The sequence below is a fragment of the Hamadaea sp. NPDC051192 genome (assembly GCF_040682475.1).
GTDB lineage: Bacteria > Actinomycetota > Actinomycetes > Mycobacteriales > Micromonosporaceae > Hamadaea > Hamadaea flava.
Map to the genome: position 1 here is coordinate 114,270 of NZ_JBFBAZ010000002.1, position 13,394 is coordinate 127,663.

Consider the following 13,394-nt stretch of genomic DNA (forward strand, 5'->3'; position numbering starts at 1 on the left):
TGGGCGCAATTCGAGGTCCACCTCTTCCGTCCGATGCCCGTCGCGGCATCCATCGTCACCTGGAGGAGATTCGATGACGCTGCTCGCCGTCGCCGTCGTGATCACCGCCGTCCTGTGCGTGTTCAGCCTGCTGCTCAACTTCGGTGTCATCCGCCGGCTGCGCGAACACACCGAGATGCTGACCAAGCTGACCAGCCAGTCGGGCTCCAGTGCGGTGATGCATCCGGCAGGCACGGCGCTGCCGGCGCTGACGGCCACGACCGCCGACGGAGAGCAGGTGGCCGTCGGCCGGGAGGGCCGTTCGACCCTCATCGGCTTCTTCACGCCCAGCTGCCCGGCGTGCGCCGAGCGTCTGCCGGAGTTCGCGGCGCTCGCCGCCCGGATGCCCGGCGGTGCCGACCAGGTCGTGGCCGTGGCTGTCGGCGATCTCGCGGAGACTGCGGATCTGCGCGCCAAGCTGACCGGGGTGGCGCGGGTCGTCGCCGAGCCGGATCGGGGTCCGCTGGGCCAGGCCTTCGGCGTGGAGGGATATCCCGCCTTCGCGATGCTCGACTCGTCGCTGGTCGTGTTCAGCGGCTTCGATCTGCGGGGTGTTCCACTGCCGGAGCCGGTGTGAGCCAGACGGTGCCGGGTCAGCCGGCCCCGGTGCGGCACCTGCCGGCTGCGGCCGCGGTCGCCTGGCGTGCGGCTCCCCATGCCGTCCTGCTGCGGCTGGCCCTTGCCGGGGTGGCGTCGGTGGTGCCCCTGGCTGCAGCCTGGCTGACGAAGACGGTGGTGGACGCCCTCGCGAGACCAGCGGGCACGGCGACATCCATGGTCCCGCCGGCAGTAGGCCTGGCGGTCTGCGGCATCCTCCTGGCTTTGCTGCCCCGCGTCATGCAGTACACCGACGCTGAGCTCGGGCGCCGGGTCGCCTTGCTCGCCCGCGACCGCCTCTTCGGGGCGGTGGAACGACTGACAGGGCTCGGCCGGCTGGAGGATCCGGGTTTCCATGACCGGCTGCAGCTGGCGGCCGATGCCGGTCCGAGCGGCCCCAGCCAGGTGCTGGGCGGACTTCTGACCGTCGTCCAGGGACTTCTGGTGACTGCGGGGTTCGTCGCCACGCTGAGCGCGATCAGCCCCTGGGCACTGCTGATCATGGTGGTCGCCACGGTGCCGACCCTGCTGGCGGAGCTACGGCTGAGCCGTGCGCGCAGCCGGCTCGCGTTCGATCTCGGGCAGCCGATTCGGCGGGAGTTCTTCTTCGCGAACCTGCTCACCAGTCTGACCGTGGCCAAGGAGGTACGCCTGCTGGGTCTCGGCCCACTGTTTCGCTCCCGGATGACCGCCGAGTTGAGTGGCATCAACGCGCACAACCGCGCGATGGACCGCCGGGAGCTGCGCAGCCACACCACTGTCGCCCTGGTCGGTGCGCTCGCCGGTGGCGCGGGCACGGTGTGGGCGATTCTCGCCGCGCGGTCGGGCAACCTGACCATCGGTGACTTCACCTTGTTCGTCGCGGCCGTCGCCGGGGTGCAGGGCGGCTTGGGGTCCGTGATCGGCGGGCTCGGCGCTGGGCACGGCGCGCTGATGTTGTTCGGCCACTACCGCGAGGTGGTGGAGGCGGAACCGGATCTGGCAGTCGCACCGGTGGTTCGCCCGGTTCCGCCGTTGGGCGACGGCATCGTGTTCGAGGACGTGTGGTTCCGCTACGGCGAGGAGCAGCCGTGGGTGCTGAAGGGACTGAGGTTGACGCTCCCGGCAGGGCGTTCGACCGGACTTGTCGGGCTCAACGGAGCGGGCAAGAGCACGGTCGTCAAGTTGCTGTGCCGGTTCTACGATCCCGTACGCGGCCGGATCCTGTGGGACGGTGTCGACCTGCGCGACCTGCCGGTCGACGGCCTGCGGGCTCGGCTCGCCGCCGTGTTCCAGGACTTCACCTGTTACGAGTTGTCGGCGGCGGAGAACATCGGGCTCGGTGACGTCGCGGCGATCGCGGACCGCCCACGCATTCAGCGCGCCGCCGCATCCGCGGGTGTGCACGATGCGCTCGACCGCCTGCCGCGCGGATATGACACGCTGCTCACCCGGATCTTCACCTCGGAATCCGACCGGGACGATCCGGCGACCGGCGTCGTGTTGTCCGGCGGGCAGTGGCAACGCGTGGCGCTGGCCCGCGCGCTCATGCGCGGCGACCGTGACCTGCTCATCCTCGACGAGCCCAGCTCCGGCCTGGACGCCGAGGCGGAACACGCCATCCACGAGCGCCTCCAGCGCCTGCGCGCCGGACGAGCGAGCCTGCTGATCACGCATCGTCTCAACGCTCTCCGCGGCGCTGACCTCGTCGCAGTGCTCGCCGACGGCGTCGTCGCCGAGCAGGGCTCGCACGCCGAGCTGATGGCGCACGACGGGCACTACGCTCACTTGTTCCGGCTCCAGGCCCAAGGATTCGCCGACGGCGAGCCGGCCGACATGATCGGCACCAGCACATGAATCCGTACGCGGCAGCGCTGCTGACAGCCGTGACGCTCAGCGCGGCCGTGGTCGCCGTGCTGCGCCGGCGCTATGTCTCCGTACGGGTGGAGGGCATGTCGATGAGCCCCACCTATGCCCCTGGTGAGGTCATCGTGATCCGGCGATCTCACCGCGTTCTGCGCGTGGGCGACGTCGTGGTGGTGCAGCGTCCACCAGCGGCGGCTGACCCCGACCAGGCCGAGCAGCGCTGGCTGATCAAGCGGGTGGCGGCGGTGGCCGGAGATCCGCTGCCGGCGGCGATGCGGGAATCCACCGCCATCCTGGCGGGGCATGCGGACGACGCCATCGTCCCGGCGGGCACGGTGGTCATCCTCGGCGACTCGCCGATCCGCGGTTACGACTCACGATCGGTCGGTTTCATTCCAGTCGGCCACGTGCTCGGCGTCGCGATCCGATCCCGCCCACCGGTGGCCGACGGATCCGCGCCCAGGATCAGCCTTTCCACCAGGAACGACCGCGGACCCCGGTAGGCGCGGACGATGCCCGGAACGGTCTCGCTGTACACCGCGTCCACCAGCGTCGCCCGGTAACGATCACCGAGTCGGTGGGCGACGTCGGTCGCCCGTTTGCAGTCGTCGATCCCGGACGGATCACCGGCAGCCAGGCGTACCCAGGCTCGGGTGATGGCGGCCTCCCACTCCATCTCTGAGTAGCCGCTGCTGGTGGCCTGTTCCAGGCCCGCGTCCAACCATGCCGCCGCGTCTCGCAGGTCACCCCGCAGGGCCCGGACGACGCCGGTCACCACGGTCGTGCAGGCCTCGCCGAGGACGTCCGACGCGTTCCGGCGCATCGGCAGACTGCGACGCAGCAGCCGTTCCGCAGACGGATAGCGGCCCAGTTGGGCGTACGCCTCGGCCATGTTGTGCAGCGTCGTCGCCGCCTGCGCGGTCCGGCCGAGGTCGAGATGGATGCGCAGGCTCCTGCGTAGGCAGCCGATCGCCGCCCGCGGCTGTCCCAGATTCGACAGTACGAGCGCCAGCCAGTCGAGTGTGGCCGCAGTTCCCGGCCGATAGCCCACCTCGACGTAGATCCCGTAGGACTGCACCAGCCGGTTCAGCGCGAGCTCGAAGTCGCCCCGAGAGCGGTCGACGGAAGCCAACGCCGAGAGCGCCAGCCCCTGGGCGCGTGCGTCGCCGAGGGCCTCCGCTGCGATCAAGCCGGCATCCGACAGGTCGGCCAGGACAGCCCAGTGCCCTCGCGACGGGAGGTAGTTGGTGAGACAGTGCACCAGATCCACGGTGATGTGGGCCAAGTCCGGCCGATCGGCGCACCGCCGGGCGATGCCCAGAATCGTGAACATCTCCGCGCTCAGCCAGGCCGCCGCGGCGTCCGAGTCTTCCGGCCGTACACCGCTGTCCAGCGGCGTACGGGGCGACGGGATGCCGGGCCGCAACAGATGCACCGCGTGCCAGGCCGTCGCGGCGTAGAAGCCGTAGATCCGGGCCATGACCGCGTCACCGTCCGCGCATGCCTCGGCGCCGACCAGCCGCAACAGGTCCAGGATTCGGAACCGGCCCGCGCCGGCCGACTCCAGCAGGTGCAAGGTGACCAGCCGATCCACCACGCCCTCGGCGGCGACCGAGTCGAGCCCGAGTTCCCGTGCCACCAGCACATCGGAGAAGGTGGCCAGGTGCGCCGCGCTGAGCCGGGTGAACGCGATCGCGGCGGCGGTGTCCAGCGGATCGCCTGACGTGCGCAGCTGGTCGAGTGTGACCCGAAGCGACGAACGCACCCCTGCGTCGCCCAGCTCGAGCAGATCCAGGCGATGATGCTCGTCGGCGAGCCGGACGCTGAGATCGGCCAGGGTCCGGTGCGGCTGAGCGGCCAGCCGGGCACCGGTCACGCGCAGCGCCAACGGCAGATGCTCACACAGATCCGCGACAGCTCGGGCCGACGTCATGTCCGCGTCGACCCGCTCCGCGCCGGTGATCTCGCTCAGCAATTGAGCCGAGCATTCGGGGTCCAACGGCGAGAGCCGGATGTGCGCCGCACCATCAAGCTCGATCGGCATCGCCCGGCTGGTGATCAGGACGAGACAACCGGGTGCCGCCGGCACAAGCGGCGCCACCTGATGCGCGTAGGCCGCGTCGTCCAGCACGATCATCAGGGCGCGGTCGGCGACCGTCGACCGGAGCAGCGCCTCAGCTTCCGCCGGTGCTGACGGGATGTTCCCGGCCGGAACGCCGAGCCCCTGCAGCAGGCGGTGGACGGCGACCATGCCCGGGAGCGGTGGCAGATCCGGATTCGCCCCCTGCAGATTGAGATAGAGCTGCCCGTCGGGGAAATCGCCGGCCAGCTCATGCGCGACATGGCGGGCCAAGGCCGACTTGCCGACTCCGGCCCGGCCGGAGATCGCCAGCAACCTCGGCCGCCCCGCTGCCGGCACCGCTCGCGCCAGCCGCAACGCGGTCGCGATCTCCTGGCGGCGGCCGACGAAGGTCCCCGGCGCCACGGGCAGTTGCCGCGGCGGCGTCAGCTCACGCGGCGACGCCTCGCGGCGTCCGCTCGCCACGGGCGGCGCCGCCAGGTCACGGTCTCGACGCAGGATCGCCTGATGCAGAGCGGACAGCTCCGGGCCGGGTTCGATACCCAACTGCTCGCGCAGCACAGAACGAGCTGCCAGGAACGACTTCAGCGCGCCCGCGACGTCCCCCGACCGGTACGCCGCGAGCATCAGCAGAGCGTGGGCCTGTTCGCGGAGCGGATAGACCTGAACGTGCCGCCGTATCGCAGTGAGCACCTCCGCATGGCGGCCGAGATCCAGGCGCAGCTGCATCGAGTCCTCGAACGACTCGACACGTTCGGCCTCAAGCCGCTCCGCATGCCAGGCCAGCCGTGGTCCGAGCGGGACATCCTCCAGCGCACGCCCACGCCACATGCCGATGGCCTGATCGAGTTTCGACAGAGCGGCAGGCAGGTCGTCGGCGGCTCGGGCGCGCCGACCGTCGCTGACGGCCCGCCGGAACTCCCCCACGTCGCACGCGTCGGTGTCGCAGCGCAACAGGTAGCCATCCCGGACGGTCTCGATCTCGGCACCCTGCGGCTCGACCCGGGACCGCAGACCGGCGATGTAGGTGCGCAGATTCGCGGTAGCCGACCTCGGCGGCGACTCGCCCCACAGCTCGGTGACGAGTCGCTCGGTCGGCACCTGCCGGTTCGCTTCCAGCAGCAGGTAGGCGAGCAACGCACGAGGCTTGGCAGCGGCGACCGTGACGGCGCCGCCGTCATGGCGGATGGAGAGTGGGCCCAGCAGGCTGAATATGTGCGCCACACGTGCTCCAGATCGGATCGATCCTCCCGGTGCAGAGCGACATCGTAACAACGATCAACTTCGAACGGGAGGTCACGCGCAGGATGTGCCGGCGATGTGCGCCCGACTGTATCCCGCTTGCCTACCGTCGGTGCGAATCATTCCGCTGAGGGAGGGGAGAGACCGGTGACACTGCTCAACACCGTCGCTGATCGCCTGCTGACCAGGATCGTGCCCAAGGTCAAGGCCGAGGCGGGTCCGTGCGCCTGCGACCCGGGCTCGCACTGGTGGGGCGCGCACTGCTACTGCTCTGGAGCAGCCGCGTACCGCCGCTACTACACCTGCAGCTCCAACTGCGTCGACAGCAGCTACTACTGCCGGTACGCCGGCAACACCTGCGTCTGATCGCATCGCATGGAACCGGCGGGCCGCGCCTCGCGCGGCTCGCCGGATCACCGTCGTCTCTGAATTGCCGACGGCCGGGGCAACCCAACGAAACCGCGAAAATTCGCGGCCTCGCGCAAAGCGTTGGCAGCTAAGGCATCGGCTACTGAGTGAGAACAAACACGCACAGCACGCCGCTGCGGAGCGCCGATCACAAGCCGACTCCCGGCATCGTTTCCGCAGGTCAGATCCACAATCAACCGCTTTGGCCAGGACCAGTGCGATGAAGCGGGCTCGCTACAGTCCACGGCCATGCGAAAAACCAAGTCTGTCTTCTGTGTAGTGCTGGCCGGATTGCTGGCGGCCGGCTGTGGTGCCCTGAAGAGTTCTGCCGATTCCGTGGCCGGTGACGCCGGGGATGACGCGAAGACGTTGCCGGTGAGCATCAGCGGACCTCAGGCGGATGTCGTCGGGAGAGGCGACGGGGACGTCCTGCGGATCAAGCCTGCCCCGGCGGTGAACGCTCCGGTCAAGGACAAGATTGAGCACGCCCTACGGGAGGACGTCCTGGCGACCGTCCGCGTGCTCGGCACGACGAGCGCGAACTGCGCTGACGGCATCACCATGCGGGCCGGTGCGACCAGCCAGTGCACGGTGACCTATCAGGGCATCGACATCCCTTACGAGGTGAAGATCAGCGACCGCTACACCGAAGGCAGCATGGTCTTCTCGTACACGAAGAAGCCTACGAAGGGCGTCCTCGTCGCCAAGGTCATCTACAACCTCATGAACGAGCGGTACGGCAGCGACTCCGGGCGTACCGACGCCAGCAAGCTCGCATGCGACGAGATCCCAGCCGTGAAGGTGGTCGAGTTCCGTGCCGACACCGGCTACACCTGCCAGTACTGGGGCGAGCACGCCAAGGACGGCAAGCCGGGCTACGTCACCCTGAAGATCACGATGGGGTCGACCAGCAGCAGCTTCGCCTTCGACGAGGTCCGCTGACGAACGGGCCGTGTCGCAGGACGACACGGCCCGTTCAGCTCCGCTTCTCAGGCTACGGCGCAGCCTCGTGTCGATGGCCTGGGCCTGAAGGGCCGACGCGTGATCTCCGGTAAAGCGGGCACCCATCGGCGACGCGGAAACGTGCGTAGCCGTCCGGAGATCGCGACGCCCCGTCGGTGGTTTAGGCGGCCACGCCTCGCCCGCGTACCAGGGGCAGGAAGATCTCGTCCACGATCTCGACCAGCGTCTCGTCCGACACCGACGGGACGCCTCGCAGCGCGTACTCGCCGCGAAGCAGCATCATCGGCAGCGCCGCCACGCGAGGCTGGACCGCCTCGGGAGGCGCTTCGCCGCGCGCCACCGCGCGACTCAGGCTGGTGAACCAGGCCGCGTTCATCGCGCCGCCGCCGGCTTGCTCGCGAAGCAGGTCAAGCAGAGCGGGCTCGTCCGCGGCGGCGGCCAGGAGGTCGCGCAGGATCGCGCCGCGCGGTGACGACCAGGTCGCGTTGGCCTGTCTCAACAGTTCGAGCGCGTCACCGCGGAGGCTGCCCGTGTCGGGCGCGGGCGTGCGGGCATCGGCCAGGAACTTGTACGCGGCGATGCCCAGCGCGGCACGTTGTGGCCAGCGGCGGTAGATCGCGTTCTTGTTGGTGCCCGCGCGCTGGGCGACCTTGTCCATGGTCATGCCGGCGTAGCCCGAGGTCTCGAGTTCCTCTGCGGCTGCCCGCAGGATCGCCTGCTCCAGTTCCGCGCCGCGCCGCCGCTGCCCCTCCGCCACGGTACGCATCGTACGCTATTTGGTGTACGGTACTGCGAGTACCTTAAAGGAGGCAGTCATGCGCGCCTGGGGCGTCACCTACGACACCGGCTTCACCAATCTCGGCAGTACCACGCACGAACCCTTCGACCCCGACATCGTCGCCGAGGACATGCGGATCATCCGCGAGGAGTTGCACGCCGACGCCGTACGCGTCACCGGCGGAGTCGCCGACCGTCTGGAGATCGCCGCCCGGCACGCGGCCGCAGCCGGGCTCGAAGTCTGGTACTGCCCGTTCACCAACGACCTGACTACCAGCCAGTTGCTGGAATTCCTGCTGGATGCCGCCGAGCGGGCCGAGCGGATTCGGCTGGAGGGGGCGAACATCCGGTTCCTCACCGGCTCGGAGATCAGCATCATGACGATCGGGTTCCTGCCCGGCGACACCCTGACCGAGCGAGCCGCCGCCCTCACCGACCCCACGCGGATCCGCGAGATCCTCCCCGGCCTTCAGCGAGACGTCAACGCGCTGCTGGCCCAGGCCGCAGCCGGCGCCCGCCAGCGGTTCGGCGGCCCCATAGGGTACGCATCGCTCCCTATGGAAGGAGTGGACTGGACCCCGTTCGACTTCATCGCCACCGACGCCGCCTACCGCGACGCGAGCAACGCGGCAGACCTGCCCGCGAACCTTGCCAGGATGACCGCGCAGGGCAAGCCGTTCGCCGTCACCGAGTTCGGCTGCGCGCCCTTCACCGGTGCGGCGGATCGGGGCAGCCGTGGGGAGATCATCGGTTACGACGAGCGCACCGCGCAGGCGGTCCGGCTCACCGAGGTCGTGGAACGCAACGAACCCGAGCAGGCGGCGTACGTGCGTGAGCTTTTGGATATCTACGACGCCGGCGGGGTGGACACCGCGTTCGTCTACACCTTCGCGTCCCGGCATCTGCCCACGTCCGACGATCCCGAACGAGACTTCGACCTCGGCAGCTTCGGGATCGTGAAGGTCCTTCCGGCTGGGCGTACCGGGACCGTCTATCCAGGAATGCCGTGGGAGCCCAAGGCCGCCTTCCACGCCCTGGCCGACTACGGCCGCGCCCGCGCAAAGCAACGCCGCTGACCAAACAAGAGGGTGATCATTGCGCCAGCCACGCGGTTTCGGCGGACATCTTGCCGCCGGAAACGACATGGCTGGCGCAACGTTCACGAAAGAAGCGTGGTGGAGGGCGCCATGAAGGCGAGCGCCCGCTCGACGACCAGCGACGGGCAGCTGACCGGCAGGTCGTGCCCCGCATCCGGCACCACGTCCACGTGGAAAGAGCCGACCGTACGCAACCGCTGAGCAACGGAAGCAGCGTCGTAGAGCTGGCTGTTCGCACCCAACAACACCAGTGCGGGCGTCGACGAGGTACGCAGCTCGTCGTCGGTCAACGAGGGCGGGACGGGCAGCCGTCGCCGGAAGCTCATCGAGACGCGAGCCATCCCCATGAGGTCGTCGTCCAACAGGGTGGCGTTGCGCAGCCACCGGGCGGCCCGGTGGCGTACGCCCCGAGGAGCGAGCCCGGCGAGTCCGCCGAGGATGACCCAGGCGAGGAAGCGCCCGCCGACCTTCCCGAAGCCGGCCGGATCCAGCAGCGTCATCGTCGCGACGCGATCGGGGTGGCGTAGTGCGTACTGCATCGCGGTCCAGCCGCCGTAGGAGCAGCCGATCAGGTGCGCCTGGGCGACGCCCAGCCCGGTGAACACTTCGCCGAGCCATTCGGTGAGGTCGTCGGCGTTGTCGATCGGCTTGTCCTGCCGCGATCCGCCCGGCTCGCCCACCGGGTCCACCGCGAGCACCTGGTAGTCGCGGCCGAGGTCGGCGACGTATCGGTACCACATCAGCGAGTTCCCGGCCGCGCCCGGCAGCAACACAACCGGTACGCCGTCCGCCGGCCCGAACCGGTTGACCCGCGTCGGCCCGTACGCCGTGGTGATGTCGATCGAGGTCCACCCGGCCGGCCAGAGGCGTTGCATCGCCTCGTCGTACGCGAGCGCGAAGGTGCTGCGGGCCTGGTCACTGGTGAAGGAGCTGGTTCCCATGAGGTGCCTCCTCGCTTTTGATGATACGACTGTATCACGATGAGGTAAGCTGGCCGCATGCCGAAGCGGGTGGACCACGACGTACGCCGTCGCGAGATCGGTGAAGCACTGCTGCGCATCGCGGCGTCGCGAGGTCTCCAGGCGGCGAGCATGCGGGAGGTGGCCGCCGAGGCAGGCGTGTCGCTACGGCTGGTGCAGTACTACTTCCACAGCAAGAACGAACTGTTGCTCGGCGCGATGGTTTATCTGGGCGAGCAACTGTCGGCCCGGGTCGAGCGGCACATCCGCGCACGGGGCCTGCCACCGACTCCACAATCGACGGTCTACGGCACACTGCTGGCGATCCTGCCCACCGACGACGAGAGCCGTCGGCTGACGCGAACCTACGCCGCCTACTACACGCTCGTGCTCGCCGAGCCGGCCTTGGGCGCGGAGCACGGCGGCACCTATCCCGACGCGCTCGAACGATTCCTGACCCGGCAACTACAGACCGCGCAGGAGCAGGGCGAAGTCGATCCGGACCTGGTGGCGCCGACGGTGGCCGCCGCGCTGCTCGCGCTCACCAACGGGCTCGGTTCCAGCGTGCTCGGCGGTCAACGCGACGGTGCGGCGGCCGAGGCGATTCTGACCTACCACCTCGACCGCCTGTTCACGTACCAGAGTCCCCACTAGCAGCGTGATCATCGCGCCCGCCAAGCGGTTTCGGCGGACATTCCGCCGCCGGAGACGACATGGCTGGCGCGATGATCACGACAACGGCGGGGAGTCAGTGACGGCCTCGGCCGCCGTGGTCGTCGGAACCGGAGTCGTCGTTGCCGTGACCACCGTGGTCGTCGGTTCCAGAATCATCCCGGCCACCGTGGTCGTCGGTCCCGGAATCATCCCGGCCACCGTGGTCGTCGGTCCCAGAGTCGTCCCGACCCCGGTCGTCGCCGGGCTCGGTCTCGCGGCGGTCGTCGATCCGAGCCGCCCCGGTGCTCAGATCGACCTTGACCTCGACCTTCGCCCCCTTCGCGGTGATCAGGTGCACGTTCCACACCGCGCGGCCGCCCTCGACGTCCCGCTCGGTCTCGACGACCCGCGCGCCCGGCACCTTCGCCAGTGCGATCCGCTCAGCCTCGGCCCGGCTGATGCCGGCCGGGCTCGCGCTCGGGCTGCTCGCGACCGTGGGCACGACCCGGTCCGTGGCGGCGGCCACCGCGGTTCCGCTGACCAGCACTCCGGCGGTCACCCCGGCCACGACAATCCATTTGGTACGCACAACGCCCTCCCTTGTCAGCGTCAGTTTCGATGGACCTGACTTTGCCGGGAGGGCGCCTATGGGCGGGCAGTGCGACGGCTAACGAACGGCAAAGGATGGTTGCCGGGGCGGGCCGAGATCGACGACGACCCGGGCGCCGCCGAGCCGGGACGGGCCGATGGTCAGGTCGCCGCCGCTGGACTGGGCGGTCCGCCGGGCGATGTCCAGGCCGAGCCCGGTCGACCCGCCGCCGCTTTCACCACGGCGTACGTCGGGGGAGCTGAAGCCGGGTCCGGCGTCCTCGACGGTCAGCTGTCCCCCACCGGTCAGCGTGACGGCGTACGCGGCTCCGTCCGGCGTGTGGGCGAAAACGTTGCCCAGCAACACATCCACACACGTACGCAGATCCGCCTCGGCGACGCCGACCAGCACCGGACCGGCCGCGATCTCCGTCGTGACCGGCCGGGCCTGGTCCTCGGCCAGCGCCGCCCAGAACTCGGCGCGCTCGGCGACGATCAAGGCCGCGTCGCAGGCCGCCGGGGCCACCGGTGCACCGGAACGGCGGGCCTGCTCGATGACCCGGGTGACGGCGGCTTCCAGGCTCGCGACGTGTTCGGCGATCGCAGCCGTGCCCGGGGTGGCCTCGACTTCCAGGCGCAGGGCCGTCAACGGCGTACGCAACTGGTGAGAGATGTCGGCGACGGACTCGCGCTCGGCGCGGAGCAGGTCTTCGATGCGGCCGGCGAGATGGTTGAGGCCTTCGGCGACGGCCTGGACCTCGGGTGGGCCGTGGACGCGGGAGCGGGCCGCGAGCCGGCCGGAGGCGAGCTGGTGCGAGAGCGCGGCCAGTTCCCGGATCGGGCGGACCGCCGCGCGGGTGAGCCAGTCCCCCGCGAGCACGGCGAGCAGCAGCGCCCCCGCCCCCAGTACGCTGAGGACGGTCCAGGTCCGGGCGACGCCCCGGGTCAGCTCTTCGTCGCCGACGAACACGCGGACCACCACGATCCCGATGTACGCGCTGCCGGCGACCGGGCCGACGACCTCCCAGCCGCCGTCTCCTTCGGCGGTGAGGCTGGACCCGCGTGCGGCCAGTTCCACCGCCGCCGTACGCGGCTGGGCCGAGCCGAGGACCGTGCCGTCGGGCAGGTAGACGGTGGCCGGATATCGCGGCAGGTCGGCGTTGGCCTGGTCGACGGCAGCGGCCAGGTCGTCCTGGCTGACGCTGGTGACGAGGAACTCCAGGTTGCGAGCCTTGTCGACCGCGGCCGACAGGGCCCGGTCGGCCGCCAGCACCTGCACCAGCCGGGCCAACGGCAGCAGCAGCGCAGCCAGCACGAGGGTCATCGCCGCTATCAGCAGTGCGGCCTGCCGCAGTCTCACGCGGCCGTCCCCTGCTCCGGCAGTGTCTCCAGCGCCTCCGGCGCGGACAGCCGTACGCCGACCCGCCGCACGGTGTGCAGGTAGCGGGGTTCCAGCGCGGTCTCCCCCAGCTTGCGTCGCAGCCAGGACAGGTGCACGTCGACCGTCTTGTCCGCCCGCGCGTAGGGGATCTGCCACACGTGGGTCAGCAGGTCCGCCTTGCTGACCACCTGGTCTGGCCGCTGCGCCAGATAGTGCAGCAGGTCGAACTCTCGCGGAGTCAGCTCCAGTCGCCGCCCGTCGACGCTGGCCTGCCGGGCCCGGGCGTCGACCACGAGCCCGCCGACGACGATCGGCCCGGCCGCCGCTTCGCTGCCCAGCCGCCGCAGCACCGCCCGGATCCTCGCGTCGAGCTGGTCCGCGCCGAACGGTTTGACGATGTAGTCGTCGGCCCCGGCGTCCAGCGCGCGCACCATGTCGCTCTCCGCCCCGGCGGCGGTGACGACGATGACCGGCACCGCGCTGACCGCCCGCAGCATCCGCAGCGCCTCGCGGCCGTCCAGATCCGGCAACCCCAGGTCGAGCAGCACGATCTCCGGCCGCTCGGACACCGCCAGTTGCAGCCCGGTCAACGCGTCCGGCGCGGTCGCCACCGCATGGCCCCGTTGCCCGAGCGCGCGCACCACCGCGACGCGAATGGTCGCGTCGTCCTCCACCAGCAGGACCTTCGTCACGCGGCCACGCTAGCCGCCGACCGCGTACGCCCGCGACCCCCGTTTGCGGCATCATGAGCCGCCCTTATCCTC

General features: G+C 70.1%; 12 protein-coding genes and 1 pseudogene. 7 read left to right on the forward strand and 6 right to left on the reverse strand.

Features of this window, described 5'->3' with window-relative positions:
- Positions 1-73 precede the first annotated feature (73 nt).
- Genes AB0M47_RS01720 through AB0M47_RS01730 form a run of 3 tightly spaced genes read left to right on the forward strand, consistent with a single transcriptional unit; the run spans position 74 to position 2,984 of the window.
- Complete coding sequence (locus AB0M47_RS01720; RefSeq protein WP_363406652.1) at positions 74-616, forward strand: TlpA disulfide reductase family protein; 543 nt, start codon at positions 74-76, stop codon at positions 614-616.
- The gene (locus AB0M47_RS01725) at positions 613-2,472 is read left to right on the forward strand and encodes an ABC transporter ATP-binding protein (protein ID WP_363406655.1); all 1,860 of its coding nucleotides are present in this window, start codon (positions 613-615) and stop codon (positions 2,470-2,472) included. Before AB0M47_RS01720 ends, AB0M47_RS01725 begins: the two co-directional genes overlap by 4 nt.
- On the forward strand, positions 2,469-2,984 hold the full coding sequence (locus AB0M47_RS01730) for a S26 family signal peptidase (RefSeq protein WP_363406658.1): 516 nt from the start codon (positions 2,469-2,471) through the stop codon (positions 2,982-2,984). The genes AB0M47_RS01725 and AB0M47_RS01730 overlap by 4 nt, the downstream gene beginning before the upstream one ends.
- A 209-nt stretch (positions 2,985-3,193) precedes the next feature.
- On the opposite strand, the pseudogene AB0M47_RS01735 reads toward AB0M47_RS01730, so the two are convergent.
- Positions 3,194-5,785 (reverse strand): annotated as a pseudogene (locus AB0M47_RS01735) (BTAD domain-containing putative transcriptional regulator); the annotation flags it as partial.
- Between the two features lie 165 nt (positions 5,786-5,950).
- Between AB0M47_RS01735 and AB0M47_RS01740 the strand changes: the two are divergent.
- Both AB0M47_RS01740 and AB0M47_RS01745 read left to right on the forward strand, forming a co-directional pair.
- Positions 5,951-6,169: a hypothetical protein gene (locus AB0M47_RS01740; protein ID WP_363406661.1), complete on the forward strand. Its 219-nt coding sequence runs from the start codon at positions 5,951-5,953 to the stop codon at positions 6,167-6,169.
- Positions 6,170-6,460: 291 nt separating this feature from the next.
- Positions 6,461-7,153 (forward strand): hypothetical protein, encoded by a 693-nt coding sequence (locus tag AB0M47_RS01745; protein WP_363406664.1) that lies wholly within the window; start codon positions 6,461-6,463, stop codon positions 7,151-7,153.
- Between the two features lie 181 nt (positions 7,154-7,334).
- Here AB0M47_RS01745 and AB0M47_RS01750 read toward each other — a convergent pair whose 3' ends face one another.
- Entirely contained in the window at positions 7,335-7,931 is a 597-nt protein-coding gene (locus tag AB0M47_RS01750) for a TetR/AcrR family transcriptional regulator (protein ID WP_363406667.1), read from the reverse strand.
- 58 nt (positions 7,932-7,989) lie between these two features.
- On the opposite strand from AB0M47_RS01750, the gene AB0M47_RS01755 reads away from it, so the two are divergent.
- Positions 7,990-9,027, forward strand: coding sequence for a hypothetical protein (locus AB0M47_RS01755; protein WP_363406670.1), 1,038 nt, complete (start codon positions 7,990-7,992; stop codon positions 9,025-9,027).
- A gap of 83 nt (positions 9,028-9,110) precedes the next feature.
- Here AB0M47_RS01755 and AB0M47_RS01760 read toward each other — a convergent pair whose 3' ends face one another.
- Complete coding sequence (locus tag AB0M47_RS01760; protein ID WP_363406673.1) at positions 9,111-9,989, reverse strand: alpha/beta hydrolase; 879 nt, start codon at positions 9,987-9,989, stop codon at positions 9,111-9,113.
- A gap of 57 nt (positions 9,990-10,046) precedes the next feature.
- Between AB0M47_RS01760 and AB0M47_RS01765 the strand changes: the two genes are divergently transcribed.
- Positions 10,047-10,661 carry a TetR/AcrR family transcriptional regulator gene (locus AB0M47_RS01765; protein ID WP_363406676.1) on the forward strand — a complete coding sequence of 205 codons (615 nt, stop codon included), beginning with the start codon at positions 10,047-10,049 and terminating at the stop codon, positions 10,659-10,661.
- A 94-nt stretch (positions 10,662-10,755) separates the two neighbouring features.
- On the opposite strand, the gene AB0M47_RS01770 is transcribed toward AB0M47_RS01765, so the two are convergent.
- The 3 genes from AB0M47_RS01770 to AB0M47_RS01780 all read right to left on the reverse strand — a co-directional run bounded on the left by AB0M47_RS01770 (position 10,756) and on the right by AB0M47_RS01780 (position 13,322).
- Positions 10,756-11,250: a PepSY domain-containing protein gene (locus tag AB0M47_RS01770; RefSeq protein ID WP_363406679.1), complete on the reverse strand. Its 495-nt coding sequence runs from the start codon at positions 11,248-11,250 to the stop codon at positions 10,756-10,758.
- A gap of 78 nt (positions 11,251-11,328) precedes the next feature.
- Positions 11,329-12,609 carry a HAMP domain-containing sensor histidine kinase gene (locus AB0M47_RS01775; RefSeq protein ID WP_363406682.1) on the reverse strand — a complete coding sequence of 427 codons (1,281 nt, stop codon included), beginning with the start codon at positions 12,607-12,609 and terminating at the stop codon, positions 11,329-11,331.
- Complete coding sequence (locus AB0M47_RS01780) at positions 12,606-13,322, reverse strand: response regulator transcription factor (protein ID WP_363406685.1); 717 nt, start codon at positions 13,320-13,322, stop codon at positions 12,606-12,608. The genes AB0M47_RS01775 and AB0M47_RS01780 overlap by 4 nt, the downstream gene beginning before the upstream one ends.
- Positions 13,323-13,394: the final 72 nt, after the last annotated feature.

Excerpts from the sequence above, each read along its gene's own strand:
- AB0M47_RS01765 (WP_363406676.1), top strand. The coding sequence starts at position 10,047 with ATGCCGAAGCGGGTGGACCACGACGTACGCCGTCGCGAGATCGGTGAA.
- AB0M47_RS01720 (WP_363406652.1), top strand. The coding sequence starts at position 74 with ATGACGCTGCTCGCCGTCGCCGTCGTGATCACCGCCGTCCTGTGCGTG.
- AB0M47_RS01760 (WP_363406673.1), bottom strand. The coding sequence starts at position 9,989 with ATGGGAACCAGCTCCTTCACCAGTGACCAGGCCCGCAGCACCTTCGCG.
- AB0M47_RS01755 (WP_363406670.1), top strand. The coding sequence starts at position 7,990 with ATGCGCGCCTGGGGCGTCACCTACGACACCGGCTTCACCAATCTCGGC.
- AB0M47_RS01730 (WP_363406658.1), top strand. The coding sequence starts at position 2,469 with ATGAATCCGTACGCGGCAGCGCTGCTGACAGCCGTGACGCTCAGCGCG.
- AB0M47_RS01745 (WP_363406664.1), top strand. The coding sequence starts at position 6,461 with ATGCGAAAAACCAAGTCTGTCTTCTGTGTAGTGCTGGCCGGATTGCTG.